Raw genomic sequence first — 25,358 nt, forward strand, 5'->3', positions numbered from 1 at the left:
GCGTAGAAAATATACATGTCCGCCCCCATTTTCAGACATGTATGTCAGGTCCGCCTGACGTGAAATTCTGGGAGAAGTACCTTATGCGGTTGATTTCGTTCATCAACGCCCTTTTGGTCATTGTTGCACTGTATTTTCTTGTGTTCGAGCGTGACGCGCTGTTTGCGTTTGCCGGACGGGGTGACGCCGAGGACTTTTCCACAACCGAGGGCGAAGCAACCCAGGTTGCAGCCGCGGATGAAGCAATTATTCGCGTCGTCGCGGTGCGTTCGCAAGCGCGCGAAATCGACAGTGCCGTGCTGCTGCGTGGACAAACCAAAGCCAACCGGCAGGTTGAGGTTCTGGCCGAAACAACCTCGACCGTTGTCTCGGAACCCAAACGCCGGGGTACGTTTGTAGAGACCGGCGATCTGCTGTGCGAACTTGATCCGGGCACACGCCCCGCCAGCCTGGCGGAAGCCATGGCTGGAAAACTGGAAGCCGAAAGCCGCATTCCCGAGGCCGAAGCGCGGCTGGAAGAAGCGCACGCGCTTGTGGCCGAGGCGCAGATCAATCTTACAGCCGCCCAGAAACTGTCGGAAACCGGGTTCGGGTCCGAGACCCGGCGCATTTCCAGCGAAGCCGCGATGAGCACCGCCGAAGCCGGTATCAAGTCCGCCGAAGCCGGGCTGGAAGCCACCCGCGCCGGGATCGAAGCTGCCACAGCCGAGGTCGAAGCCGCACGGCGTGAGATCAATCGCCTAACCATCGAGGCCCCGTTTCAGGGCCTGCTGGAAAGCGACACGGCAGAGCTTGGCAGCCTGATGCAGCCCGGTTCGCTATGCGCCACGGTCATCCAACTTGACCCCATCAAGCTGGTCGGCTTTGTGCCGGAAACCGAGGTCAACCGCGTGCAGGTCGGTGCCGAAGCCTCGGCGCAACTGGTTACCGGGCGGCAGGTTGAAGGGCGCGTGACATTCCTAAGCCGGTCGGCGGATGAAACCACCCGTACCTTCGAGGTTGAGATCACCGTACCGAACCCCGATCTGACCATCCGCGACGGCCAGACCGCAACGATCCGCATTGCAGCCGAAGGGGCCAAGGCACATTTGCTGCCGCAATCGGCGTTGACACTGAACAATGAAGGCCAGTTGGGCGTGCGCACCATTGGCGCGGGCGATGTGGTCGATTTCATGCCGGTCCGCGTATTGCGGGATACCGCCGATGGCGTCTGGATTGGCGGATTGCCGGAAAAAACTGATATAATCGTTGTCGGACAAGAATTCGTGACCCGGGGCGTCACCGTCGCCCCGACCTATCAGGAAGCGTCACAATGACAGGTATTGTTGCTTGGGCCGCTGATCGGGCCCGAATGGTTCTGGCCTTTATCGCCATCTCGCTGGTCATCGGCGGGTTTGCCTATGTCAGCTTGCCAAAAGAAGGCGAGCCGGATATCGAAATCCCGGCGTTGTTTGTGTCGGTCCAGTTTCCGGGCATCTCGGCAGAGGATTCCGAAAACCTGCTTGTCAAACCGATGGAGACCGAGCTTGCGGATCTTGACGGTCTGAAAGAGATGACGGCAACCGCCGCCGAAAGCTATGCCGGTGTGGCGCTGGAATTCGACTTTGGCTGGGACAAGACGGCCATCATGGCCGATGTGCGCGACGCCATGAACAGCGCGCAGGCCGAGTTCCCCGAAGGGGCCGAGCAATATTCGCTGCACGAGATCAACTTTTCCGAATTCCCAATCGTCATCGTCAACCTGACCGGGGCCGTGCCCGAACGCACAATGGCCCGCGTGGCCAAGGACTTGCAGGATGAGCTTGAGGCACTGGATTCGGTGCTGGAGGCCGGTATTGCGGGCAATCGCGACGAATTGCTTGAGGTCGTCATCGACCCCCTGCGGCTTGAAGCTTACAACGTCACAGCAGCCGAACTGATCAATGTCGTGCAAAACAACAACCAGCTGATCGCAGCGGGTGAAGTTGAAACGGCGCAAGGCACATTCTCGGTCAAGATCCCCTCGTCCTTCAAAACCGCGCAGGATGTCTATGGGCTGCCGGTCAAGGTCAACGGTGACCGGGTGATCACGCTGGGTGAACTGGCCGAGATCAATTACACCTTCGAAGACCGCGAAGGCACGGCCCGTTTCGACAATGTGCCGACCGTCGCGTTACAGGTGGTCAAGCGGAAAGGGTTCAACCTGATCGACACCGTCGAACAGGTCAAGGCCACCGTTGCCGAGGCGCAAAGCAAATGGCCGCCAGAACTGCAAGCAGCCGTGGATGTCGGTACGTCGAACGACCAAAGCCGCATCGTGGGATCGATGGTCAGCCAATTGGAAGGCTCGGTCCTGACAGCGATTGCGCTGGTGATGATCGTTGTGCTGGCCTCGCTGGGGTCACGCGCCGCGTTGCTGGTGGGTTTTGCCATTCCCACCTCGTTCCTTCTGTGTTTCGCGTTCCTGGCGGTTATGGGCGTCAGTATTTCGAACATTGTGATGTTTGGTCTGATCCTGGCGGTTGGTATGTTGGTGGATGGTGCGATTGTGGTGGTCGAATATGCCGACAAGCGCATCAAGGAAGGCGTCGGCCCGATGCACGCCTATGTCGAGGCGGCGCAGCGGATGTTCTGGCCCATCGTCTCATCCACGGCAACAACGCTGTGTGCCTTTCTGCCGATGCTGTTCTGGCCGGGCGTACCGGGTGAGTTCATGGGGATGCTGCCCGTCACCCTGATCTTCGTTCTGTCCGCCTCGCTGATCGTTGCGCTGATCTATCTGCCGGTCATGGGCGGCGTGTCGGGACGCCTCAGCCGTGTCTTTGACCGCTGCTCGAATTGGCTGCGGGCCCGCACGCCGTGGTGGCTGCGTGTGTTGCTGGTGGCCCCTTCGTTCTACCTTGTGTTCCTGGGTGCAATGCAGGTGTTGAACCCGAACTACCTTGTGCCCGGTGGTGGCTCCTTCATCGGCGCTGTCATGATGATCTTTGGCGCGTTCGCCGGATCGGTCACGCTGGGTGCGGCCAAGATCGAACGCAAGCCGGACACCAAGGTTCATACCGCGAAAGAGCACACGCCATTCGGCTATTTCATCAAGTTCCTCGTCGGCAACCCGATCATGCCGATTGTGTCCATCGCCGCCGTCGGGTTTGCGGTGATGACCGTGATGACGATCTTTGGCGAAAACAACCGCGGCGTTGAATTCTTCGTCGAAAGCGAGCCCGAACAGGCCACCGCCTTCGTAAGGGCGCGCGGCAACCTGTCGCTGGCGGAAAAAGACGCCATGGTTCTGGCCGCCGAACAGGTAATCGCGGCCCATCCTGCGGTAATCAACGTCTTTTCCTTCGCCGGTGAAGGCGGGCTGGACCAGAACAACGGCGGCGCACAGGATCCTGCGGATACCGTCGGGCGCGTGCAGTTCGAGATCATCCCATGGGAAGACCGCCCGAACATCTCAGAACCCATTCTGGGCGGGTTGTTTGATCGCCACTTTGTCGCCCCGGAATATGACGGCGACTATGTGCTGGACGAGCTGAATACCCAACTGGCCGAACTGCCCGGCTTCGTGGTCGAGATTCTGCCGCTGGAACAAGGCCCCGCCTCGGCCAAGCCCGTGCATCTGCGGATCAAGGGTGATGGTTGGGACAGTCTGACAAGCGCCACTCTGGCGGCGCGTGAGGCGTTCGATTCCATGCCCGGCCTGATCAAGATCGAAGACACCCTGCCCCTGCCCGGCATCGACTGGCAGATCGACGTGGATGTCGCCAAGGCGGGTCGTTTCGGGGCCGACGTGGCAACTGTTGGGGCCATGGTGCAACTGGTCACGCGCGGTATCCTGCTGGGTGAGATGCGCCCCGACTCCACGGATGAAGAGATCGAGATCCGCGTCCGCCTGCCCGAGGAAGACCGCGTTTTGTCCACACTGGACACCTTGAAAGTCCGCACGCCTGACGGGCTGGTGCCGCTGTCCAACTTCGTGTCGCGTCAACCCGTGGCCAAACTGGCCGAGATCAACCGCATCGATCAGGAGCGTTACTATGACGTCAAGGCCGATGTCGAACCCGGTCTGAGCAAGGTGGTGACGGATGGCCCCAATGGCACAGACAAACGTCTGGCCGTTCTGCGCGCGCTTGAGGATGGTGCCGCGCCTTCGGCTTCGACCCTGACAACGCCGGATGGCAAGCAGTTCGACCTTGTTCAACTGACCGGTGCAGGCAGCGTTGAAGAGCTGCGCGGCGTGATCGACGCAGGTGACGCCCGCATCAGCCTGATAAATCCAAACGAACGTATCGCCGTTCTGACCGAGTGGCTGCAAACCGACCCGTTCGATCCCGCAATCAGCTGGGAATGGACCGGCGATCAGGAGGAACAGGCCGAAAGCCAGGCCTTCCTGTCCAGCGCGTTTCTGGCCGCTTTGGGACTGATGTTCGTGATCCTGCTGGCGCAGTTCAACAGCTTCTACAACTCGGTTCTGGTGCTGCTGGCGGTGGTGTTGTCCACGACCGGCGTCCTGATCGGGATGCTGGTAATGGAGCAGCCCTTCTCGATCATCATGACCGGCACCGGGATCGTGGCGCTGGCAGGCATCGTGGTGAACAACAACATCGTTCTGATCGACACCTATCAGGAATACAGCCGCTATATGCCCCGGATCGATGCCATCGTGCGCACGGCCGAGGCCCGGATCCGTCCGGTTCTGCTGACCACGCTGACCACAATGGCCGGTCTGACACCGATGATGTTTGGCTTGTCGCTGGATTTCGTCAACGGCGGCTACACCATCGACAGCCCCACCGCACTGTGGTGGAAGCAACTGGCGACCGCCGTGGTCTTTGGTCTGGGCATCGCGACCGTGTTGACCCTGATTGTGACGCCTTCCTTCCTGGCGCTGCGCGTCTGGGTGACGACCTATGCGGTTTGGCTGGGCAAGCTTCTGGCACGGGTGTCCGCAGGCCGTTCCAGCAGGATCGCGCAGGACATGGCAATTGGCCGGACCGCGCGCGCCATGCAATCGACCGAGATTGTGTGGGACGATCAGCCTCTGCCCAATCGGGTCGAACCCGAGGATCGCCCCGACACCCCGCCCGGCGCACCGCTGAAAGCCGCAGAATAAGAAAAAGGACCGGATTTTCCGGTCCTTTTTTGTTGGGTAGATCTTGGCATCGGTTGGCCTGATGTCAGGCGGCCTGACTGTCGGATTGCTGTCGGTTCCACAGTTGCGCATAGCGCCCTTCGCGGGCCAGCAATTCGTCATGGGTGCCCTGCTCGATGATCTCACCGGCCTCGAGCACGACGATGCGGTCGGCCTCGGCAATCGTGCTCAACCGATGGGCGATGGTGATCACAGTGCGCCCTTCACCCGCGCGGGCCAGCGCATCCTTGATGTCCTGCTCGGTATCCGTATCAAGGGCCGAGGTCGCCTCATCCAGCAACAGGATCGGCGGGTTCTTCAGCAGCGTGCGGGCGATCCCAACGCGCTGCTTTTCACCGCCGGACAGTTTCAGCCCCCGCTCGCCCACTTTGGTGTCATAGCCTTCGGGCAAGGAGGCAATGAAGTCGTGAATCTGTGCCGCCCGCGCGACCGCTTCGACATCTTCCTGCGTCGCGCCATCCCGGCCATAGGCGATGTTGTAGCGGATGGTGTCGTTGAACAGAACCGTGTCCTGCGGCACAACGCCGATAGAGCCGTGCAAGCTGGCTTGGGTCACGTCCCGCACGTCCTGCCCGTCGATTTTCAGGGCCCCTCCGGTGACGTCATAGAAACGGAACAGGAGGCGTCCGATGGTGGATTTCCCGGACCCGGTCGCCCCAACGATGGCCACCGTCTTCCCTGCCGGAACGGTCAGAGACACACCCTTCAGGATTTCACGATCCGGGTCATAGCCAAAGCGCACATCCTGCAACGTCACCTCACCGCCATTGACGTTCAGCTTGGGCGCATCGGGCTTGTCTTTGACCTCGGCGGGTTGTTCCAACAGGTCGAACATCTGCCCCATATCGACCAGAGCCTGCCGGATTTCACGATAGACAGTGCCCAAAAAGTTCAGCGGCACGGTAATCTGGATCATGTAGGCGTTCACCATCACGAAATCGCCTACGGTCAGCGACCCGTTCTGCACCCCGACGGCCGCCAGAACCATAACCCCGATCAGACCACAGGTGATCAGGAAGGACTGCCCGAAATTCAAGAAGGCCAGCGAATAGGCAGTTTTCAACGCAGCCCCGGCATAGGCCTTCATCGATACGTCGTAGCGTTCGGTCTCGCGCGTTTCCGCGTTGAAATATTTGACGGTTTCAAAGTTCAGAAGGCTGTCGATGGCGCGTTGGTTGGCTTCGGTGTCCTGATCATTCATCTCGCGCCGCAGCTTCACGCGCCATTCGGTGACGACGAAAGTAAAGCAGATATAAAGCGCGATGGTGACCGCCACGACCACCAGATACCAAATGTCGAACAGCCACATCAGGATGACGGCGATCAAGAGCAGCTCCAGGATCAGGGGCCCGATCGAGAACAGCAGGAACCGCAGAAGAAAATCGACGCCTTTGACCCCACGCTCGATGATGCGGCTCAGGCCGCCGGTGCGGCGGGTGACGTGGTAGCGCATCGACAACTGGTGGATATGCCCGAAGGTCTCAAGCGCAAGGGCACGCAGGGCGCGTTGACCCACCGGGGCAAAGGACGCATCGCGCAATTGCTGAAACCCAACCGTCATCATGCGCGCAACGCCATAAGCAACGGTCAACCCGACCGCGCCCAGCGCAACGGGCGGAACCCCTTCCCCCGCCAGCGCATCAACGGCCCCTTTATACAGGATCGGTGTATAGACCGCGATCAGCTTGGCCAGCACCAGCATCGACATCGCAATGACGACCCGGCGCTTCACCCAAGGCTCATCATCCGGCCACAGGTAAGGCGTAACCTTGCGGATCGTGCGCCAGCCCGACTTTCGTTCGTCGATCTCGGCCAATTCCTCAGATGTCATTGGGACCGTCCGTCTCATCACGTACCTTGTCTGCGGTCAGAGATATACTCTGGCCCCAAAAGGGCCAGAGGTTTCTTTATTCAGGGATTGTAAAGACCTGCCCCGGATAGATCAGGTCCGGGTCCCGGATCAGGTCGCGGTTGGCATCAAACAACCGGACATACAGAATGCCATCACCAAAACGCTCGCGCGAAATGGCCCATAGCGTGTCGCCCTTTTGCACAGTGACCGAGCGGATCGGGGCCGCCTGTTCCGCAACCTCTTCCGAAGCCGTCGCCTCGGCTGCTTGCAGAACTTCCACCGGCTCGCGTTTGAAGGGCGTTTCCACCCGGCTGATGACGGTGCCATCGGTGGCAACCTCATCCACCCGCAGGGTGTAGACGCCCGGATCGATCCCTTCCAACTCACCCCGCCAATTGCCGTCATCGGCAGGTGTCAGATCCGCAACCAGACGGTTGTTCAGATAAAGTCGAACGGCAGAGCCTTCGCTGACGCGGCCTGTCAGTTCGACCTCACCGGTGTCGGAATAGCCAATCGTATCCAACTCGACCTGTTGCGGTTCGTTGGCAGATGCGGATGGTGACTGAACCAACTCAACCCCCTCTTCGCCCGAGCGCAGAACGGCAATCTGTTGATCTTCAGCTTCATCCTTGACCGGGGCAGTTTCGGCAACCTGCGTGTCTTCGGCAGGCTGTTCCGGTTGTGCCGGGGCATCGCTGCTGTCCGCTTCGGTTGGTGCCGCTGGCGCTTCCTCGGGTTCTGGCACCGTATCGGCGCTGGCCACCTGTTCGTCTTCAACCGGCTTCGGCAGCGCCGCAATCAGGTAGTCGTCCGACCGCGCAGTTTGCTGGCCGTTCGAGGTTTGCAGCACCAGCCCTTGCGCATCATCGCTGAACGGGATCGAAACGAACTCGGCAAACTGCCCGCTGCTATCCACGGTGAAGCTGTGAAGCGGCTCTCCGTCCAGCAGCACCTGAATCTCGCTGCCGGGCGCGGCCTCGCCGGACAGCAGAGCATTGCCGTCTTTTTCAACGAAAATCTGATCAAGGACAGGAGCGGCGATTGCAGGGGCCTCGGCCACCTCTTCGGTGGTCTCCGCCTCAGGCTCTGCTTGGGTTGGCTCGTCGGTCGCGGTATCGGCAACCTCGGGCGCGGGTTGTTCGGCGGGCTCTTGTGTGGCGGCTTCGGCCTCATCCGACGCAATCTCGGCGGTATCCTGCGGGGGGGCTTCAGCTGCTTGCTCAGGCTCTGCTTCTTCAGCCGGTTGCTCGGTCTCGTCCGCCGGCACCGCAGCCGTTTGTTCCTGAGGGACGTCTTCCGGTGCCGGGGCCGAGGTGAAGACCCCGGACAGATACAGCCCTCCGGCCCCCAGAATTGCAATGATACCGGCAACCACCCCCCATACGAAGTTGCCCGAGCTTCCGTTTCCCGACTTGGCGTCCATTCTTTTCCTTTCGCTCCGCAGCGCGAAGGCATTCATTCCTAATGCGTTCCGGCGGACAGTTGAGCCAATTTATCAATCCCGCTATCACGGGTCAAAACCCCTGACACAACCCCGGAGCCCCCATTCCATGTCCCAGAAATCTGTCTGTGTGTATTGCGGGTCACGCAATGGCGCAAAACCGGCCTATTCCGATACGGCCCGAACGTTTGGCACCTTGCTGGCAAAGGAAGGCTGGCGGCTTGTTTACGGTGCCGGAGATGTTGGCCTGATGGGCGAAGTCGCCCGCGCAGCACAGGATGCAGGCGGCGAAACCTTTGGCGTTATCCCGGTACATCTGGTGCAGCGCGAGGTTGGCAAAACCGACCTGACCCATTTCGTGATCACCGAAACGATGCACGAGCGCAAAAAGGTCATGATCATGAATGCCGACGCGGTCGTTGTTCTGCCCGGCGGCCCCGGGTCACTGGATGAGCTGTTCGAGGCGCTGACATGGCGGCAGTTGGGTCTGCATGACAAACCCATCGTCGTGGTGAATGTCGATGGCTACTGGGACGCGCTGCATACGCTGCTGGATCAGGTCATCGGCCAGGGCTTTGCCGACGCATCGCTGGCCGATTTCATCATATGGGCCGACAGCGCCGGGGCTGCCATGGCCGCTTTACGCGATACGTTGGGATAGCCTGGGCGGCAAATGCCACCCAAGCCGAGCCGCAGTTACGCAAATCGCGGTGCGGGCTTTAGCCGTTGCCGCAAAACCTGCTCGACCTTGTGCAGCGGATGGTTGGTCAGCGTCTTGTCGACTTCGGCCACGACCTTGGCCAGCACGTCGCTGTGCAAACGCCGCCGCAACAGCCCCAGCACATGGGGGCTGGCGACCAGAACCAGACGTTTATACGCGCCCTTCAACCCCTTGCGGTTCAGCAGATTTGCCAGGTCCTGCACGAAAAGGGACTTGGCATGGGTTTTCCAGGACGCCTCCTCCATCGCCGATTTCTGATTGGGACCACCATCATTTCGACGCCCTGCACGATCTGAAGGCTTTGCAGGCAACGCATCTGGTTCTTCGACCGAAACAACAACCAGATTGGGGTCTTCGGCATCGGTGATGTTCTCCATGAACAGCGCCTTTTCCCCGTCTGCAATAATAACCCAGGTTCCTTGTGCAAGTGCGACCATCGTGATCTCCCGTAGCGATGTCAGGTGGCATCCCTCATCCGTCAGGCATAGCGTCTGCCCACAGCCGCGCAGGTGTGGCGGTTGCCGTCTGTTTTGTTGTTGGCGGGCTTTTCCTTCCGCTCACCTTAGGTAAGCATTGGCGGGTGGGGTACAATGCCGTCTCAGGATGAAACTTTGTTCATCGGCGGGATTTTTCTGATCAGGCCGACAGCTCGATCACGGTAATCTCGGGCGTTACGCCAAAACGCACCGGCAGCATGGAACAGCCAATGCCGCCCGACACAACCAGATCGCGCCCATCTTCGCGCACATGGCCATACGCATAGCGATTGCCGAACCGCGATGGCACGACCGGGGACCACCCGAACAGCCGCACCTGCCCTCCATGAGTGTGACCGCACAACGTCAATGCAACACGGCTTGGCACCTTGGGAAATATGTCGGGCTCATGCGCCAACAGAATTGCCGGGACGTCCTGCGGGATCTGCTCTAGCGTTCCGGGCAGATCATCCACCCCGGAATAAACGCCTCGGCTATGGCGAATGGCGATCTGATCCCCAAGGCCCGCCAACCAGACACCGTTTGGCAAGGCTACCGCCTTGTTTTCCAACACCGGGATACCGTTGCGCTCTAGCTCGTCAGCGGTTTCGACCGGCCCGCGCCCCCGGTCTTGCGCGGCTTTGTCCTGCCACCAATCGTGGTTGCCCAATATCGCGTAAACACCTAGCGGAGCCGACAATGCCCCCAAAACCGTGGCCGTCTCACGCACCGGAACATCCTTGGTCACATAGCTATGCCCGGCCGTCAGATCGCCCAAAACTACAATCAGATCGGCTCCCAGGGCATTTGTGCGCGCCACAATCTTCTCTAGCCGAGACAGCGGCGTCGTCGGCTCTGCCATATGAAGGTCGGTCAGGACCGCGACCTTGACCGGGCGGTTCTGCGGCCAATCCGAGCGCTTCACCCGCCACTGACGCACACGCAACCGCAACGCCGGTTCGATGAAAAACCCGTAAAACGCAGCAAAAAGGCCTGCCAGCGTCACCGCCAGCAGGCCCTTTATGAACCCTCGTCGGGTCAAGATTTACATCCGCGATGCAACGTTTTCCCAGTTCACCAGATTGTCGAGGAAGTTCGACAGGTAAACCGGGCGCTTGTTGCGGAAATCGATGTAGTAGCTGTGCTCCCATACGTCACAGCCCAACAGCGCGGTCTGACCAAAACACAGCGGGTTCACGCCGTTTTCAGTCTTGGTCACGGCCAGCGAGCCGTCTGCGTTCTTGACCAGCCAGGCCCAGCCCGAGCCGAACTGACCGGCACCTGCGGCGCTGAATTGCGACTTGAACTCGTCAACCGAGCCGAAGCTTTCGGTCAGAGCCTTCTCCAACTCGCCGGGCATGGCGCTCTCGCCGGGGCCCATCATCTCCCAGAATTGGTTGTGGTTCCACAGCTGGCTGATGTTGTTAAAGATTCCGTTCTGCGCCACGGCGTTTGCGTCGTAGGTGCCAACGATGATCTCTTCCAGCGACTTGCCGTCCCACTCGGTCCCGGCGATCAGCTTGTTGCCGTTGTCGACATAGGCCTTGTGGTGCAGGTCGTGGTGATATTCCAGTGTTTCCGCGGACATACCCTTGGCTGCCAGCGCGTCATGTGCATAAGGAAGATCAGGAAGTTCAAAAGCCATGTCGGCCCCCTGTTAAAATGTAAGTTGCGGTTCCCAAGGTTAAATGCTTTGGCAGCAGCCGCAGGTCAAGAGCCGAGACAAGAAAACCCGGAGGTCCGCGATGCTGACACAGGCGCGCAAGATGTTCTACCGCGCCCGCGGATACTATGCGGGCACCCTGAACGGAGAGCCGTTCCGCCTGGACCCCTACCACTCGAAGTTCTGGCGCAAAGCCTCTGCGGGCGACTGGGAGCCCGAAACCTTTGCGGTTCTGGACCAATATCTGTCGCCTGGTCGTGACTATCTGGATATCGGGGCGTGGATCGGCCCGACCGTGCTGTACGGTGCCCGCAAAGCGCGGCATGTGTGGTGTTTCGAACCCGACCCGACCGCGTTCCGGCATCTGGCGTGGAATCTGGACCTGAACGACATCCACAATGTTTCAGCCTTCGGGGTCGCCCTGTCGGATCAGTTCGGCGTGGCCCGTATGGCCTCGGTCCGCGGAGAGCCGGGGGATTCGACCAGTTCCCTGCTGCATGACGGCGCGCATGGAACGGATGCCCTGACGATTGCGTGGGAACAGTTCGAGGCGGCCAATGACCTGTCCGGCGTTTCGTTGGTCAAGATGGATATCGAAGGGGCTGAGTTCTTTGTCCTGCCCGCGCTGATCTCATGGCTCAAACGGCAACACCCGGCTTTGCTGTTGTCAACACACGCGCCTTTGCTTGGCGATGAAGACAGGGCTGAGAAGATGGGCAACCTGGCTGAACTTTTGTCCTTCTACCATACATGCCAGCGTGAAGGTCCGGCGTCGCCGTCCGGTCACCCGATGACCGATGAAGACGCCTTAGCTAGGTTCCAGACGTATTTGCTCACGTCATGACGCAGTCAGAACGCGCTATCCGTGCGGGCTGGGAAGCACATTCTGAATGCCCTTCCCAAATTAACCGCCCGATCAGTAGAGGGCGGGCGTATTGACCGCTTTGCAGCGCCCGACACCGCTGGGCCGATTGCTGACATTGGCCTGCGGGAACCGCGCGATCATCTCAAACTCATTGGTTTGCGGGTTCAGCATCCCAGTGTAAGACACGCGCAATTGACCGCCAGCACTGGCCACCAGGGAAATTCGCCAACTCAACTGATATTCACCGCGTCGATTCACCTTGAACTTCGCGTCCTTGGGCTTCTCGTCGTTCTGGCCGTTCAATCTGTTGTCTTCACGGATCGCGCCATCATAAACGCGGGCCCGCTTGTTTTCGGCGTCGACACTCAGCCAAACGCGCGAGGGAATCCATCCCTGCGCTTCAATACTGTGAAGTTCACAGTCATAGTTTACCACCTCAGCTTGTGCCGCCGAGGCGAAAAAACACAGACCGATGGCAAGAAGTCTTATTTTCATGTTCAGCACCTTATCAGTATCAGTTTGACGGCGTTGGGATTTTTGCACATTTGCCTCGCGCGAAACCGTCTCTCGGCAGATATGCGCTGTATGAGGATGACCGCGCCGTTGCTTTTAGCGTTCGGCGGTCCACAAAGACCGCAAACTCCTGATTAAGCAGGTCAATGGCATCAATTCGCGACTCGTTCGACGCATAGCTTCTGCCTGAATCCGAGTAGACATAGTCTTGTCCGACCCATGCGATTGACAGGTTTCGAATACTATCGCGCTTTACCCTGGCGGGCCCGGGTTGCGTATCGATATTCGGCATCCGCGCCTCATGGATGAACGCCGAGCGCCCGTACTCATCCACTGAAAAGATCAAGAACTCTGGCGTCGGCTTGTTGGCAATGCCACGGCTAAAGTTGCATTCATACGTCTCTTTAAAGGTCTGAGAAACTGAAACAGTCGGGACGATCGCAAGTCCGACTGCCAATGCAATTGCTTGTAGTTTCATAGTTTGCTCCAACATATCGTTATTTTGGCGTTTGAATTTCAACGCAGGTCCCATTGGCGTTGCCATCATGGGACGCTTGTACGTTTGATTTTGAGCTAGCAATTGCCCGCATCGTTTTACGGTTCAAGAAGATCGAAAAATCCAGACGCCCCAAATCAAGAACCATTCGCCGGGGATCACCTGCCCTTGTACGTCGACCGGTGCGCGAAAACGTATACGCCTCACCAGACCAACTGATGGAGAGCAAACGAAAGCTGTTTCTATTGATTGAAGCCGCGATTTTGGGTGTGTCGATCCCCTGCAATTCAACTTCGTGCAACAGTGCCGAGCGCCCATACTTGTCAACCGAGAATATGACGCGCGCGGGCGTAGGCCGGTTTGCCAGACCTTTTTTAAAAACACACTCGAACGACTCTGAATAGGTTTCGGATCGCGCTGCATCAGGTATAGTTGAAACGGCGATTAAACCGATGGCGATTAGTCTAAAAATGTTCATCCAAATGTCTTTAGTTTAAGTCTTTTTCATATCGATAAAGCAGCCCCTTTCCACCCGCAACAGGGGAACTCACCAATCCTAACTCGCGCGCGCATCTGTCGCGCAACTTGACACTTCAATCACGAAAAAAGTCTTAAAAAGGAAAACGGCCACCTGTCTGAAACGAGGTGGCCATCGAATGATCCCTTAGGTGTGTGGGCGGGTCAATAAACGCCCACTTCACTGCCCGGCTGCGCCGCAACCTTCAGCAGGTTGAACGCATAGTCGGCAGCCGAGCGGAAACAAACCACACGGAACGTTTCGGCGTCGTCCATCCAGAACGCCCCGGCCACCTGCGCCAGACGCGAGCGGCGGATTTGGCCGGGCTGGAAGGCCTCGGGTGACAGATCGACCGGGGACAGTTTGCCCAGAACCTCGCGCGCGGACGCGCCCGAAATGCGGAACACCGCCCGCGCGTCCGAGACGTTGACCGCCAGGGCATGCGTGCCGCCAAGCGCATTGGTCATCGCCGCCAGTTTGGCCTCGACCTCGGCATATGGCACCAGCACCAGCAACTCGTCGGTGGACATCCAGCAGACGCCGGTGTCGCCATCGACCAGAGCCTCACGCTGGCCGGGCATTTTCTGCCCGGTGGCATCCTTGACGGCCTTGGCCAGCACCTTGTCGGACAGGTCGCCGCGCAGGGTGATCATGCCCTGCAGGCCGGTTTCCTCGACCCTGGCGATGCCGTCATAGCTGGCGTGGTTCAGTGCGCTGATGGGTTCAGACATTCTGCTTCTCCCCGTCCTTGTCGAAGAAGATCGGGTCCACGATCTTGGCTTTGTAGATTTTGTCATCCGTGCCCGGGAACTCGACAATCTCGCCCATCCGGTCGGGGCCGTGCTTGATCAGTCCCATGGCGATGCCTTTGCCCAGATTGGCCGAGTAATAGGTCGAGGTCACGCGCCCGATCATGTTGCGCTGACCATTGGCGTTGACGCCCTCGCCGACTGCGTAAGCGCCGTCCGGCAGAACGGAACCATCCACAGTCTCAAGACCAACCAGTTTCCAGCGCTCGGGATCGGCCATATGGGTCCGCCAATGGGCGCGTTTGCCGAGGTGGTCCTCTTTCTTTTTCGACAGCGCCCAATGCAGCCCCAGATCCTGCGGGATCACGGTGCCATCGGTCTCGTCGCCGATCATGATAAAGCCCTTCTCGGCCCGCAGAATATGCAGACATTCGGTGCCGTAAGGCATCACGCCGAACTCTTTGCCTGCCTCCATCAGCGCATCCCAGAACGCCTGGCCCTGGCTCGCGGGCACCGCGATCTCATAGGACAACTCACCCGAGAACGAGATGCGGTAGGCGCGGCAATCGAAGTCACCGATCCTGCCATCGCGCCATTCCATGAACGGCAGCGCCTCTTTCGACACATCCATCCCGCCCAGCTTTTCCAGCACCTTGCGGGCGTTGGGGCCAACCACGGCGACCTGCGCGTATTGCTCGGTCACATTGGCGACATAGACTTTCCAGTCCCACCATTCGGTCTGCAACCACTCTTCCATATGGCCATGGATGCGTTCGGCCCCGCCGGTGGTTGTGTGGCACAGCCATGTATCCTCATCGATGCGGGCGACAACGCCGTCGTCGATCAGGAAGCCGTTTTCCGAGCACATCAGACCATAGCGGCATTTGCCGACCTTCAGCGTGGACATCATGTTGGTATACATCATGTCGAGGAACTTGCCCGCATCCGGGCCTTTGACGATCAGCTTGCCCAGCGTCGAGGCATCCAGCAGGCCGAGATTTTCGCGGGTGTTCTTAACCTCGCGGTTCACCGCGTCATGCACGGATTCGCCGGGACGCACATAGGCGTAGGTCCGGCGCCACTGGCCGACCGGCTCCCAATCGGCGCCGTTCTTGTCATGCCAGTTGTGCATCGGCGTCTGACGGATCGGCTGGAACACCTCTCCACGCGCTTCACCGCCAATCGACGCCAGAGAGATCGGCGTGTAGGGCGGGCGGAACGTGGTGGTGCCGACCTTCGGAATCTCGGAATCCAGCGCATCAGCAAGGATCGCCAAGCCGTTGATGTTGCTCAGCTTACCCTGATCGGTCGCCATGCCCAGAGTGGTGTAACGCTTGGTATGTTCGACGCTTTCATAGCCTTCGCGCGCGGCCAGCTGAACGTCCGAGACTTTGACGTCGTTCTGGAAGTCCAGCCACGACTTGGCGCGCAGCTGGATCTCGGCATTGGCGGGCATCAGCCACACGGCCTCCATCGGGGCCTCTGCCGTGGTTTCACCAACCGGCGCCTTTGTGTTCTTGGGCTTGAAGCCCGCAGCCTTAGCCGCAGCCTTACCGGCTGCCTGCGCGTCGGTCAGCACATCACCCAGCGCCAACGGCCCGTTCGAGGAACCAGCGGCCAGAACGAACCCTTCGCCATCGGCACCCAGAGGCGGGCGCGACGGGTCGGGGCGGAAATGGGCGTTCGCCTCATCCCAGATCAGCTTGCCGCCGCAATGCGACCACATATGCACAACCGGAGACCAGCCGCCCGACATGGCAACCGCGTCGCATTCGACCTCTTCCCGCGCGCCGCCGATACCGTCTTGATTGCACAGCGCAACTTTCTTGACGCGCTTTCCGCCCTTGACCTTGGCGATGGCCTTGCCCGGATCGACACGGATGCCAAGCTGGCGCGCCTCTTCCGCCAGCGGCCCGGCGGTGGCGCGGGCATCGACCACGCGGATCACATCCACTCCGGCCTGTTTCAGGGTTATGGCGGTGCGATAGGCGTCATCATTGTTGGTGGCGACGATCACCTTCTCGCCCGGGGTCACGCCCCAGTTCACGACGTAGTCACGCATGGCCGAGGCCAGCATCACGCCGGGCACATCGTTGCCCGCAAAGGACAGCGGACGCTCGATGGCTCCGGTCGCCGTCACAACCTGCTTGGCACGAATACGCCACAGGCGATGGCGCGGGCCTTGCGCGCCCGGGTTGTGGTCGGTCAGACGCTCGTATCCCAGCACGTAACCGTGGTCATAGACCCCCGCACCCATGCAGCGAGACCGCATGGTGACGTTGTCCATTGTTTCGAGTTCGGAAACCAATTGTTCCACGAACTTATCCACAGGCTCGCCATTGATGGTTCCGCCGTCAACCGGAGCGCGACCGCCCCAATGCGCGGTCTGCTCGATCAGCATGACCTTGGCACCGGATTGCGCGGCTGCCTTGGCCGCCTGCAGACCAGCCACTCCGCCGCCGATCACCAGGACATCGGTGAAGGCATAGAAGTGCTCATAGGTGTCTGCATCGCGGCTGTCCTTGTCGGGGGCTTTGCCCAGACCGGCGGACTGGCGGATGAAGGGTTCATACACATGCTTCCAGAACGGTTTCGGATGGATGAACATCTTGTAGTAGAAACCGGCGGGCAGGAACCGCGACAGGTGGGTGTTGATCGCGCCCACGTCGAATTCCAGATTCGGCCAATGGTTCTGCGACGCTGCGGTCAGACCGTTGAACAGCTCGGTCGTGGTGGCGCGCTGGTTCGGCTCGAACCGGTTGCCCTGCCCCAGACCGACCAGCGCGTTCGGCTCTTCCGCGCCGCTGGCGACCACGCCGCGCGGGCGGTGGTATTTGAACGACCGGCCCATCATCATCTGATCATTGGCCAGCAGGGCCGAGGCAAGCGTGTCGCCCTCGTACCCCTGCATCGAGGTGCCGTTGAAGGTGAAGGTGACCTTTTTCGACCGATCAATCAGACGGCCTTGTTTTGCGAGACGGGTGCTCATTGTGCGGACCTTTCGCAGGTGGAGGCGTCGGGGCCTCCGGCGGGAGTATTTTGGAAAAGATGAAGCATCAGGAGAACTCTCTCCACGTCCAGCCGGGCCGTTTGGCGGCGATGGCGTCTTTTATCTCTTGCGGCGGCTCAGAGGTCTGGGCGGTGTAGGTGCCGAACACCTCGAGCGTCTGGGTGCAGCGCGCGGCGTGGAACCACTTGCCGCAGCCATTGGCGTGGCGCCAGCGTTCGAGGTGAACGCCCTTGGGGTTTTCACGCATGAACAGGTAGTCGTGGAACTCGTCATCCGACGAGCCCGGACCATAGCGCTTCAGATGCGCCTCGCCACCGGCGGCCAGTTCGGTTTCTTCGGCGTCAACGCCGCAATAGGGGCAATTCAGGATCAGCATGTGGTCATCCTCTTGGCGGTCAGTCGGCGCGCGGGCCGATCAGAATTCTGTTCTTTGGCACCTTCGGGCAGCCCCTTAGTGTGCCACCCCGGCGGCGACGCTTTCGTCGATGAAGCGACCCTCTTTGAAGCGGTCCAGCGAGAAGGCCTCGGTCAGTGGCGAATGCCCCGTGGCCATCAGCTGTGCCATGCCCCAGCCCGAGCCCGGAATGGCCTTGAAGCCGCCGGTGCCCCATCCGCAGTTGATGAAGCAATTGCCCAGAGGTGTTGACGACAGGATGGGAGAGCGATCCCCGGTCATGTCCACGATCCCGCCCCATTGGCGCAGCATTTTCAGGCGTGAAATCATCGGGAAGGTCTCGACCAGTGCCCGTACCGTTTCCTCGATATGGTGGAAGCTGCCGCGCTGGGTGTAGTTGTTGAACCCGTCGGTACCACCACCAATCACCATCTCGCCCTTGTCGGACTGCGACATGTAACCGTGCACGGTGTTGGCCATCACGACCACGTCCATGCAGGGTTTGATCGGCTCTGACACCAGCGCCTGCAGGGCAATCGCCTCCAAAGGCAGACGGAAGCCCGCCATCTCGGCCAGTTGACCGGAATGGCCTGCCACTACGATCCCCAGCTTGTCACAGTCGATCGAGCCTTTGGTGGTGTCGACGCCGACAACGCGACCGTTTTCGGACCGAACGCCTTTGACTTCGCATTGCTGGATGATGTCCATCCCCATCGCCGAACAGGCGCGGGCATAGCCCCAGGCCACCGCATCATGGCGCGCGGTGCCGCCGCGTTCCTGCCACAGCGCCCCCAGTACCGGATAGCGCGGACCGTCGATATTGATGATCGGGACCAGTTCTTTGACGCGCTCGGGGCCGATCCACTCGGTCTTGACGCCTTGCAGCGCGTTTGCGTGGGCGGTGCGCTGATAGCCGCGAATTTCGTGCTGAGTCTGGGCCAGCATCATCACGCCGCGCGGGCTGAACATGACGTTGTAGTTCAGGTCCTGGCTCAGGTCTTCATAGAGGCTGCGCGCCTTTTCGTAGATCGCGGCCGATGGGTCCTGCAGATAGTTCGACCGGATGATGGTCGTATTCCGACCGGTGTTGCCACCACCCAGCCAGCCCTTTTCGATCACGGCGACGTTCTGGATGCCGTAGTTCTTGCCAAGGTAATAGGCCGTCGCCAGACCATGCCCCCCCGCACCGACGATGATCACGTCATAGCGTTTCTTGGGCTGGGGGGACCGCCAAGCGCGTTCCCATCCTGTGTGATAGCGCAACGCTTCGCGCGCCACAGCAAAGGCTGAATAGTGTTTCATAAGCGAATCCATCCGGTTCGGTGATTGTGCGAAGATATGCCGTGTTGGCCGACTCTACCCCTGCCGGGCAACGCCACAATATAGCACTATTGCGACATGTCGCCCTTTCGCGGCCATTTGTCCCTTTTGTCGGGCGTCTGACAGGTCTAAGTCAAAGCAGCTATTTCGGAGGGACCATGACGTTCTGGGTTCTGCTACTGATCATTGCGCTGTTGATCGCGGCGTTCCTGAGCTACAGCCTGCTGCGTGGCCGTCGCGGCGCCGAGCCTGCGGCGGCCTATGATTTGCGGGTCTATCGGGAACAACTGGCCAGCGTTGACCGCGATCTGGCGCGCGGTGTCATTGGTGAAGCGGATGCCGAACGGGTCCGCACCGAAATCTCGCGCCGCATTCTGGCAGCAGATGCGCAGATGGCCAAAGAGGTCGCAGGTGCCGGACCGTCGGGCGTTGTATCCGCGATCACAATTGCGTGTCTGACCGTGGTTCTGGCGGGCGGCGGGTTGTGGATGTATCAGCGGATCGGCGCGGTTGGTCTGCCAGATATGCCCCTGACCGACCGCATCGAACTGGCCGAGGAGGTGCGTGCAAACCGCCCACCGCAAGCCGCTGCCGAGGAGTTGGCGACACCACCGCCACCGCGCGAGCTGGATGAAAGCTACGCCAACCTTCTCAATCAGTTGCGCGAAACAGTTGAAGCACGGCCCGACGATCTGCAGGGGCATATGCTGTTGGCTCAGCACGAAACCAACGCTGGCAACTTCAAAGCCGGATACCAGGCGCAGCAGCGGGTGATCGAGCTGTCCGGAGACACCGCAACCGCCGATGCCTATGCGGATTTCGCCGAGATGATGATTCTGGCGGCCAACGGATATGTCTCGCCCGAGGCCGAGCAGGCCCTGTCGCAAGCGCTGGATCGCGACCCACGGCACGGGCCGGCCCGGTACTATCTGGGCCAGATGTTGGCGCAGGTCGGACGCCCGGACATCGCTTATCGCATGTGGATCGAAACCCTGCGCGACGCCCCCCACGGCGCGCCCTGGGCCGAGGCGATCAGGGTTCAACTGGATGAGCTTGCCTTCCGAGCAGGTGTTTTCAACGCGCCGGACATTGCACCGGCCCCTGGACCCAGCCAAGAGGATATGGCCGCCGCAGCCGAGCTGACGCCGGAAGAACGGCAGGAGATGATTCAGGGCATGGTCGACCAGCTTTCAGACCGGTTGGCGACCGAAGGCGGCTCGCCCGAGGAATGGGCCCGTCTGATTGCAGCACTTGGGGTACTGGGGCAAGGCCAGCGGGCCATAGATATCCACAAGGAAGCGAAAGTGGTGTTTGCCGATAACGCGGATGCGTTGCAGATGCTTGACGCGGCCGCTCTGCAGGCCGGGATCGCGCAATGATCCACGACGCGTTCGAAGATTTCGCAGCCGCCCTGCCCCCGATGACCGCGCTGATGGGGCTGGACCTTGGGGAAAAGACCATCGGCGTCGCGGTCTCGGACCGGATGCGCGGTGTGGCCAGCCCGCTGGAAACCGTGCGGCGCAAAAAGTTCACTCTGGATTCCGCCCGTTTGCTTGAGGTCATCGCAGATCGCGAGATCGGCGGCGTCATTCTGGGCCTGCCTAAAAACATGGACGGGACTGAGGGGCCAAGGTGCCAATCCACCCGCGCATTTGCCCGCAACCTGTCGCGCCTGACCGACGTGTCCATCGGGTTCTGGGACGAACGGCTCAGCACGGTTGCGGCAGAAAAGGCACTGCTCGAGGCGGATACGACACGAAAACGTCGCGGACAGGTTATCGACCACGTCGCAGCCGGTTATATCCTGCAAGGAGCGCTGGACAGGCTGCGCTTTCTCTAACGGGTCGGAGACCGCTGATGACGAATATGGTTTGGAAACGGAACGAGGTTGAAAGCCCGTGTGTCCAGATCTGTGTCGTACACCCGACCGAGCGGATCTGCACCGGCTGCTACCGCACCATTGACGAGATCACCCGGTGGTCCAAGATGGACAGCAGCGAACGCGCCGAGATCATGGAAGACCTGCCCGCCCGCAAGCCGCGCCTGGCAAAACGTCGCGGCGGTCGGGCGGCCCGGTTGAACGGTTCCTGAACCCCTAGTTCGTTTTGACTCGCCGGTCCTCGTCCTTGTCATCGGTCGCGCTGTGAATTGGTTCCCGGCCGCGCAATTCTTCGGCGAACAAATTGATGATCTCGGACTGGCTTGTCCGAGGCTGGTCGGAGATCGGGCCTTGTTGATCGTCACGGGCCAAATCACCGGGCAAAGGCAGCACAACTCCGTTTCCGGAAAAGATTTTATTTAAGACAGTCCTGAACGTCATTTCGAGCATCCTGTAGTGAATTAAATAATCGATGTCGCCGCGGGTCGCGTCCGAGCTCCGAGGGTCGGCTCAAGAACGTAGCTGAATGTGAGTGGCAACCCGCGGCAACGAGGCTGAGCTAATCAATGCAAACTTCATTTTTACGGGGAAAACACTCAGATTTTCCTCGTTTTTGAGGTTGAAAACACTAAACCCCACAAATTCCAACAAATTCCCTTACGTCACAAAATGACGATATTCAGGGCCCAAAAGACCATTTTGCGGGTGTTGGGCCCGCTTTCGAATCAAATGTGGTCAGAAATCAGCCCGCAGACAGCCAGGATTTGGCGTTTTCGATCTCTTCCGAGGGGAAGAATTGCGTGCGCGTGCCAAGGACGTGACTGGCGACGCGTTGCGCCATATTCTGCCATGCCTTGTTGCCGACAATCGCCGCGCGATCCAGCATCCGGATATGGCCGCTGGCCAGACGAAAATGCGCAGCCAATGCCGACAATCCCTGCCACCCGTCAAATTCACGCAGGTCAATAAGCAGCCGGAACCCCTCGCGATCGTGCAAAAGCAGGTCCAGATCGCGCCCGGCCTTGGCGTATTCTTCCGGGTCCAGCTTTCCCAGAAGGCTCAGTTGCACGCAGGATCCACCCAGATCGGTGACATGGATCGATCCCAGCGATTCCCGCATCCAGCGCCGCGCCGCCTCTAGCTCGGCCAATTCGAATACATGCAGAGGGCATGGCAGGATCGGGGCGGCCAGCCGGACACTGGTCTGAACCCACCCCTGATCGGCAACCACGCCAATCCGGTCAAAGCCGCGCCAATGGCTCAGTCCCAGCTTGGTGTCCGACCACGCGGCCCCCAGGTCATACCCTTTGAATTCGGGCTGCACGATGGCCAGCAGGCCGACCGTATCATGTTCGGCCAATGCGGCCTCGATCGCGGGAACAAGGGTTTCAGAGTAGTCGGTGCTGGTGACCTGACCGGACAGTTCAACTTCGATCAATGCGCCGTCAGAATTTCTGTGAACTGTAATCATGACCCAAATTCTCCACCAAAAATCAATGGGCGGAGACTACGGAGATTCGATCCATTCGGCCACTCCCCCCGTGAACTCGGGGCGGAAATAGGCGATCATTCGACCATCAGGGCCAGCGGTGGCGCTGTCGCCCCATGGTGCAACCCCGTGCAGGCAATGGCGATGCAGCAGATACGCCTCGCCCGGTTTGGCGGGTAAAGCGATCCGGGGACAGGTTTCGAACACCTCTCGCCGCGCGACCTGATAGGCATCGGTGATATCGACCTTGTGCAGACCGTCCCTTGGATGCCCGGCCAAAGCGTTCCGGAACGTGTCGCCCAGCAGCTTATGGCTTCCTTCCCACAACACCATAGGGGCGGCGTCTTCGCTGGCCTCGGTCAGCGGGATGCCCAAAATCCATGCGTGAGGTTCATCAACCCGGCGGCGGCGGTCCGGACCCATCGGGCGCAACCCATCCACATGCGCAGCATCCCGGATTCGGCGATAGCGCGCGGCGGCCTCACTCTCCCCACGCCGGGGACGCGGATAGCCCGGTTGGATGACCGAGACCTGCCCCCTATGAAGCGGCAGGATTCCGTAGTGATCCTGAACGAATGACATCGCAACCCCGGTCAGAGGACCCGATTGCCCGACCCTGCCCTGCGCATCATTGGCCAAGGCATCCACGCCCACAAACCACGTCCCGTCGCAATCCAGCCATTCGGCATAGGCCGGGTCATCCACAGACTGTCGGGCCGCCGGAAGTGCATGAGAAACCCATGCCGCCAGCAAGGGATCATAGGGGAACTTGACCCAGCCCTTGGACCAGAAGTCATCTACCATCCCAGCGCCTTGCGCAACATGTTCAGCGCAACCAGAGTCAGGAACACCGCAAAGACCCGTTTCAGGGGTTTCGGATCCATCGCGTGGGCCAGCTTCACCCCCCATGGCGCGGTGATCATGGTCATGGCCACGACAATTCCAAAGGCCACAAGGTTCACGGCCCCGATTGTCAGCGGCGGTCGGTGCTCGGCCGCGATGCCAAGGAACAGAAAGCCCAGAACCGATGGGACGGCAATAATCACGCCAAACCCCGCCGCGGTTGCGACGGCGCGGTGAATGGGCGTGTTGTAAAGGCTCATCAACGGGACACCAAAGCTGCCGCCGCCGATGCCCATCAGCACGGACAGAAACCCGACCGAGGGCGACAGCGCCGCGCGTTTCACGCCCTTTGGCATCGCATCGCCCAAGCGCCATTCGGATTTGCCAAGGCCCAGATAGGCACCGATCACCATACCCAGAATGCCAAACAGGGCCTGCAGCGCCTCGGTCCGCAGGGCCGACGCCACCAGAACACCGACAATCGCACCGACGGCAATCCCCGGCCCCCAGCCGCGCAGGATGTCCCAATCCACCGCGCCCTTCTTGTTATGGGCCAGAACAGAACGGATGGACGTCACGATGATGGTTGCCAGAGAGGTGGCAAGACACAGCTGCATCAATTGCGGACCGCCATAGCCAAGCGTCTGAAAGGCGTAGAAGAACGCGGGTACCAGAACAATGCCACCCCCGACCCCCAACAGCCCTGCCAGCACCCCGGCAAACGCACCGATCACAAGCAAAAGACCCAGCATTTGGGCCAGCAACATCGTATCGGGCATCTTTCCCCCAAAATACCGGCGCGGGCCGGTGTTACTTGTTCAGGCCTCGGCCAAGGGCGCGACGCGGTCCAGCGCTTGCAGCATCACCTCGGGCCCGGCGCCTTCATGCACCGCACCTTCGGACAAGGCCCGCCGCCAAGCTCTGGCCCCCGGACGCCCGGCAAACAGGCCAAGCATATGTCGCGTGATCTGGTGCAAACGCCCACCATTGGCAAGGTGGCGCTCGACATAAGGCACCATTTGTTGAACGACTGCAATCGGGTCTGACGGGGTTCCGCTCTGGTAAATCTGAACATCCGCTTCGGCCAGAATATCCGTGGGCTGATGATAGGCAGCCCGACCGATCATGACCCCATCCAAACCGGCATCCAGATGCACACGCGCTTCGTTCAATGAGGTGATGCCCCCATTGATCGAGACATGCATGTCCGGAAATTCACCCTTCATCCGATGCACCAGATCATAGTCAAGAGGCGGGATGTCCCGGTTTTCCTTAGGGCTGAGACCCTGCAACCACGCCTTGCGCGCGTGGATCGTGACCCGATCACAGCCTGCGGCCCGGATTTGGGTCAGAAACTCGGGCAGGACCTCCTGCGGCTCCTGATCATCCACCCCGATCCGGCATTTGACCGTAACGTCAACATCCACAGTCTCGCGCATCGCCGCGACACAGTCGGCAACGCGCGCGGGCTCTCGCATCAACACGGCCCCGAAGGTTCCCGATTGCACACGATCCGAGGGGCAGCCGCAGTTCAGGTTGATCTCATCATAGCCCGCATCCGCCCCAAGCCGCGCCGCCTGCGCGAGCTCTTGCGGGTCCGAGCCGCCAAGTTGCAGGGCAACCGGGTGTTCCTGAGGGTTGTATTCGAGAAGATGCAGCGCCCCACCCCGCACCAGTGCCGGGGCTGTCACCATCTCGGTATACAGCAGCGTTTCACGGCTAAGGAGCCGGTGCAGATACCGGCAATGGCGGTCCGTCCAGTCCATCATCGGTGCCACGCTTAAACGCGCTGCTGTTTTTGCTCTGCCAGTCACAGCAAATCTCCGTCTTGGTCCGGGTACAAGTTGCATCCCCCTGCCGCCGAAACCCGGCTGGCCCGGTCTAGCACTTCTTTGTCTGGAATTACTATCGACCTTTCAGGTCTTCAACGGTGCGCGAACCAGATCTTTCAGCCATAGCTTTGGATGGGTTTCAATTCGGCGCACCCAACTTGCCGCTA

General features: G+C 60.2%; 24 protein-coding genes. 7 read left to right on the forward strand and 17 right to left on the reverse strand.

Annotated elements, in window-relative coordinates:
- Positions 1 to 83: 83 nt before the first annotated feature.
- Positions 84 to 1,316 (forward strand): efflux RND transporter periplasmic adaptor subunit, encoded by a 1,233-nt coding sequence (locus ACR0LW_RS04195; protein ID WP_480881655.1) that lies wholly within the window; start codon positions 84 to 86, stop codon positions 1,314 to 1,316.
- A complete protein-coding gene (locus ACR0LW_RS04200) occupies positions 1,313 to 5,092 on the forward strand; it encodes an efflux RND transporter permease subunit (RefSeq protein WP_480881657.1) in 3,780 nt (1,259 codons plus the stop codon). The genes ACR0LW_RS04195 and ACR0LW_RS04200 overlap by 4 nt, the downstream gene beginning before the upstream one ends.
- A gap of 64 nt (positions 5,093 to 5,156) precedes the next feature.
- On the opposite strand, the gene ACR0LW_RS04205 is transcribed toward ACR0LW_RS04200, so the two are convergent.
- Positions 5,157 to 6,962: an ABCB family ABC transporter ATP-binding protein/permease gene (locus tag ACR0LW_RS04205; RefSeq protein ID WP_170449772.1), complete on the reverse strand. Its 1,806-nt coding sequence runs from the start codon at positions 6,960 to 6,962 to the stop codon at positions 5,157 to 5,159.
- Positions 6,963 to 7,038: 76 nt separating this feature from the next.
- The gene (locus ACR0LW_RS04210) at positions 7,039 to 8,406 is read right to left on the reverse strand and encodes a LysM peptidoglycan-binding domain-containing protein (RefSeq protein ID WP_480881658.1); all 1,368 of its coding nucleotides are present in this window, start codon (positions 8,404 to 8,406) and stop codon (positions 7,039 to 7,041) included.
- 127 nt (positions 8,407 to 8,533) lie between these two features.
- Between ACR0LW_RS04210 and ACR0LW_RS04215 the strand changes: the two genes are divergently transcribed.
- Positions 8,534 to 9,085, forward strand: coding sequence for an LOG family protein (locus ACR0LW_RS04215; RefSeq protein WP_480881659.1), 552 nt, complete (start codon positions 8,534 to 8,536; stop codon positions 9,083 to 9,085).
- A gap of 35 nt (positions 9,086 to 9,120) precedes the next feature.
- Here ACR0LW_RS04215 and ACR0LW_RS04220 read toward each other — a convergent pair whose 3' ends face one another.
- The 3 genes from ACR0LW_RS04220 to ACR0LW_RS04230 all read right to left on the reverse strand — a co-directional run bounded on the left by ACR0LW_RS04220 (position 9,121) and on the right by ACR0LW_RS04230 (position 11,266).
- Positions 9,121 to 9,582, reverse strand: a complete 462-nt coding sequence (locus tag ACR0LW_RS04220) for a host attachment family protein (RefSeq protein ID WP_170628535.1) — start codon at positions 9,580 to 9,582, stop codon at positions 9,121 to 9,123.
- A gap of 199 nt (positions 9,583 to 9,781) precedes the next feature.
- Positions 9,782 to 10,663 (reverse strand): metallophosphoesterase, encoded by an 882-nt coding sequence (locus tag ACR0LW_RS04225; RefSeq protein ID WP_480881660.1) that lies wholly within the window; start codon positions 10,661 to 10,663, stop codon positions 9,782 to 9,784.
- 3 nt (positions 10,664 to 10,666) lie between these two features.
- Entirely contained in the window at positions 10,667 to 11,266 is a 600-nt protein-coding gene (locus tag ACR0LW_RS04230) for a superoxide dismutase (protein ID WP_480881661.1), read from the reverse strand.
- A 100-nt stretch (positions 11,267 to 11,366) separates the two neighbouring features.
- Between ACR0LW_RS04230 and ACR0LW_RS04235 the strand changes: the two genes are divergently transcribed.
- Entirely contained in the window at positions 11,367 to 12,128 is a 762-nt protein-coding gene (locus ACR0LW_RS04235; RefSeq protein ID WP_480881662.1) for an FkbM family methyltransferase, read from the forward strand.
- Positions 12,129 to 12,200: 72 nt separating this feature from the next.
- Here ACR0LW_RS04235 and ACR0LW_RS04240 read toward each other — a convergent pair whose 3' ends face one another.
- The 7 genes from ACR0LW_RS04240 to ACR0LW_RS04270 all read right to left on the reverse strand — a co-directional run bounded on the left by ACR0LW_RS04240 (position 12,201) and on the right by ACR0LW_RS04270 (position 19,130).
- On the reverse strand, positions 12,201 to 12,692 hold the full coding sequence (locus tag ACR0LW_RS04240) for a hypothetical protein (RefSeq protein ID WP_170449757.1): 492 nt from the start codon (positions 12,690 to 12,692) through the stop codon (positions 12,201 to 12,203).
- Positions 12,664 to 13,140, reverse strand: a complete 477-nt coding sequence (locus ACR0LW_RS04245; protein WP_480781089.1) for a hypothetical protein — start codon at positions 13,138 to 13,140, stop codon at positions 12,664 to 12,666. Before ACR0LW_RS04245 ends, ACR0LW_RS04240 begins: the two co-directional genes overlap by 29 nt.
- 19 nt (positions 13,141 to 13,159) lie before the next feature.
- Positions 13,160 to 13,636: a hypothetical protein gene (locus ACR0LW_RS04250; protein WP_170449753.1), complete on the reverse strand. Its 477-nt coding sequence runs from the start codon at positions 13,634 to 13,636 to the stop codon at positions 13,160 to 13,162.
- A gap of 203 nt (positions 13,637 to 13,839) precedes the next feature.
- Positions 13,840 to 14,406, reverse strand: coding sequence for a sarcosine oxidase subunit gamma family protein (locus ACR0LW_RS04255; RefSeq protein WP_170449750.1), 567 nt, complete (start codon positions 14,404 to 14,406; stop codon positions 13,840 to 13,842).
- Entirely contained in the window at positions 14,399 to 17,413 is a 3,015-nt protein-coding gene (locus ACR0LW_RS04260) for a sarcosine oxidase subunit alpha family protein (RefSeq protein WP_480881663.1), read from the reverse strand. Before ACR0LW_RS04260 ends, ACR0LW_RS04255 begins: the two co-directional genes overlap by 8 nt.
- Positions 17,414 to 17,480: 67 nt before the next feature.
- Positions 17,481 to 17,810, reverse strand: coding sequence for a sarcosine oxidase subunit delta (locus ACR0LW_RS04265; RefSeq protein WP_170449744.1), 330 nt, complete (start codon positions 17,808 to 17,810; stop codon positions 17,481 to 17,483).
- A gap of 75 nt (positions 17,811 to 17,885) precedes the next feature.
- Positions 17,886 to 19,130: a sarcosine oxidase subunit beta family protein gene (locus ACR0LW_RS04270; protein WP_170449741.1), complete on the reverse strand. Its 1,245-nt coding sequence runs from the start codon at positions 19,128 to 19,130 to the stop codon at positions 17,886 to 17,888.
- Positions 19,131 to 19,306: 176 nt separating this feature from the next.
- Here ACR0LW_RS04270 and ccmI point away from each other — a divergent pair, with 176 nt between their 5' ends.
- Genes ccmI through ACR0LW_RS04285 form a run of 3 tightly spaced genes read left to right on the forward strand, consistent with a single transcriptional unit; the run spans position 19,307 to position 21,239 of the window.
- Positions 19,307 to 20,527 carry a c-type cytochrome biogenesis protein CcmI gene (ccmI, locus tag ACR0LW_RS04275; RefSeq protein ID WP_480881664.1) on the forward strand — a complete coding sequence of 407 codons (1,221 nt, stop codon included), beginning with the start codon at positions 19,307 to 19,309 and terminating at the stop codon, positions 20,525 to 20,527.
- Complete coding sequence (gene ruvX, locus ACR0LW_RS04280) at positions 20,524 to 20,988, forward strand: Holliday junction resolvase RuvX (RefSeq protein WP_480881665.1); 465 nt, start codon at positions 20,524 to 20,526, stop codon at positions 20,986 to 20,988. The genes ccmI and ruvX overlap by 4 nt, the downstream gene beginning before the upstream one ends.
- Before the next feature lie 17 nt (positions 20,989 to 21,005).
- Positions 21,006 to 21,239 (forward strand): DUF1289 domain-containing protein, encoded by a 234-nt coding sequence (locus ACR0LW_RS04285; RefSeq protein WP_170449733.1) that lies wholly within the window; start codon positions 21,006 to 21,008, stop codon positions 21,237 to 21,239.
- A 4-nt stretch (positions 21,240 to 21,243) separates the two neighbouring features.
- Here the strand turns inward: ACR0LW_RS04285 and ACR0LW_RS04290 are convergent, their stop codons facing one another.
- From ACR0LW_RS04290 to dusA, 5 genes are all read right to left on the reverse strand, one after another.
- The gene (locus ACR0LW_RS04290; RefSeq protein WP_170519562.1) at positions 21,244 to 21,468 is read right to left on the reverse strand and encodes a hypothetical protein; all 225 of its coding nucleotides are present in this window, start codon (positions 21,466 to 21,468) and stop codon (positions 21,244 to 21,246) included.
- Between the two features lie 301 nt (positions 21,469 to 21,769).
- The gene (locus ACR0LW_RS04295) at positions 21,770 to 22,498 is read right to left on the reverse strand and encodes a SpoIIAA family protein (RefSeq protein ID WP_480881666.1); all 729 of its coding nucleotides are present in this window, start codon (positions 22,496 to 22,498) and stop codon (positions 21,770 to 21,772) included.
- Positions 22,499 to 22,534: 36 nt separating this feature from the next.
- A complete protein-coding gene (locus ACR0LW_RS04300; protein ID WP_480881667.1) occupies positions 22,535 to 23,320 on the reverse strand; it encodes a hypothetical protein in 786 nt (261 codons plus the stop codon).
- Positions 23,314 to 24,138, reverse strand: a complete 825-nt coding sequence (locus tag ACR0LW_RS04305; RefSeq protein ID WP_480881668.1) for a sulfite exporter TauE/SafE family protein — start codon at positions 24,136 to 24,138, stop codon at positions 23,314 to 23,316. Before ACR0LW_RS04305 ends, ACR0LW_RS04300 begins: the two co-directional genes overlap by 7 nt.
- Before the next feature lie 39 nt (positions 24,139 to 24,177).
- A complete protein-coding gene (gene dusA / locus ACR0LW_RS04310; protein WP_480881670.1) occupies positions 24,178 to 25,209 on the reverse strand; it encodes a tRNA dihydrouridine(20/20a) synthase DusA in 1,032 nt (343 codons plus the stop codon).
- Positions 25,210 to 25,358: the final 149 nt, after the last annotated feature.

It is taken from the genome of Ruegeria sp. N4 (assembly GCF_056531425.1).

What these genes read in the sequence shown, in the direction of transcription:
- ACR0LW_RS04235 (WP_480881662.1), top strand. Translation starts at nt 11,367, where the DNA reads ATGCTGACACAGGCGCGCAAGATGTTCTACCGCGCCCGCGGATACTAT.
- ACR0LW_RS04270 (WP_170449741.1), bottom strand. Translation starts at nt 19,130, where the DNA reads ATGAAACACTATTCAGCCTTTGCTGTGGCGCGCGAAGCGTTGCGCTAT.
- ACR0LW_RS04295 (WP_480881666.1), bottom strand. Translation starts at nt 22,498, where the DNA reads ATGATTACAGTTCACAGAAATTCTGACGGCGCATTGATCGAAGTTGAA.
- ACR0LW_RS04220 (WP_170628535.1), bottom strand. Translation starts at nt 9,582, where the DNA reads ATGGTCGCACTTGCACAAGGAACCTGGGTTATTATTGCAGACGGGGAA.
- dusA (WP_480881670.1), bottom strand. Translation starts at nt 25,209, where the DNA reads ATGCAACTTGTACCCGGACCAAGACGGAGATTTGCTGTGACTGGCAGA.
- ruvX (WP_480881665.1), top strand. Translation starts at nt 20,524, where the DNA reads ATGATCCACGACGCGTTCGAAGATTTCGCAGCCGCCCTGCCCCCGATG.
- ACR0LW_RS04195 (WP_480881655.1), top strand. Translation starts at nt 84, where the DNA reads ATGCGGTTGATTTCGTTCATCAACGCCCTTTTGGTCATTGTTGCACTG.
- ACR0LW_RS04260 (WP_480881663.1), bottom strand. Translation starts at nt 17,413, where the DNA reads ATGAGCACCCGTCTCGCAAAACAAGGCCGTCTGATTGATCGGTCGAAA.
- ACR0LW_RS04250 (WP_170449753.1), bottom strand. Translation starts at nt 13,636, where the DNA reads ATGAACATTTTTAGACTAATCGCCATCGGTTTAATCGCCGTTTCAACT.
- ACR0LW_RS04200 (WP_480881657.1), top strand. Translation starts at nt 1,313, where the DNA reads ATGACAGGTATTGTTGCTTGGGCCGCTGATCGGGCCCGAATGGTTCTG.
- ACR0LW_RS04285 (WP_170449733.1), top strand. Translation starts at nt 21,006, where the DNA reads ATGACGAATATGGTTTGGAAACGGAACGAGGTTGAAAGCCCGTGTGTC.
- ACR0LW_RS04205 (WP_170449772.1), bottom strand. Translation starts at nt 6,962, where the DNA reads ATGACATCTGAGGAATTGGCCGAGATCGACGAACGAAAGTCGGGCTGG.
- ACR0LW_RS04255 (WP_170449750.1), bottom strand. Translation starts at nt 14,406, where the DNA reads ATGTCTGAACCCATCAGCGCACTGAACCACGCCAGCTATGACGGCATC.
- ACR0LW_RS04265 (WP_170449744.1), bottom strand. Translation starts at nt 17,810, where the DNA reads ATGCTGATCCTGAATTGCCCCTATTGCGGCGTTGACGCCGAAGAAACC.
- ACR0LW_RS04300 (WP_480881667.1), bottom strand. Translation starts at nt 23,320, where the DNA reads ATGGTAGATGACTTCTGGTCCAAGGGCTGGGTCAAGTTCCCCTATGAT.
- ACR0LW_RS04245 (WP_480781089.1), bottom strand. Translation starts at nt 13,140, where the DNA reads ATGAAACTACAAGCAATTGCATTGGCAGTCGGACTTGCGATCGTCCCG.
- ccmI (WP_480881664.1), top strand. Translation starts at nt 19,307, where the DNA reads ATGACGTTCTGGGTTCTGCTACTGATCATTGCGCTGTTGATCGCGGCG.
- ACR0LW_RS04215 (WP_480881659.1), top strand. Translation starts at nt 8,534, where the DNA reads ATGTCCCAGAAATCTGTCTGTGTGTATTGCGGGTCACGCAATGGCGCA.
- ACR0LW_RS04210 (WP_480881658.1), bottom strand. Translation starts at nt 8,406, where the DNA reads ATGGACGCCAAGTCGGGAAACGGAAGCTCGGGCAACTTCGTATGGGGG.
- ACR0LW_RS04230 (WP_480881661.1), bottom strand. Translation starts at nt 11,266, where the DNA reads ATGGCTTTTGAACTTCCTGATCTTCCTTATGCACATGACGCGCTGGCA.
- ACR0LW_RS04305 (WP_480881668.1), bottom strand. Translation starts at nt 24,138, where the DNA reads ATGCCCGATACGATGTTGCTGGCCCAAATGCTGGGTCTTTTGCTTGTG.
- ACR0LW_RS04290 (WP_170519562.1), bottom strand. Translation starts at nt 21,468, where the DNA reads ATGACGTTCAGGACTGTCTTAAATAAAATCTTTTCCGGAAACGGAGTT.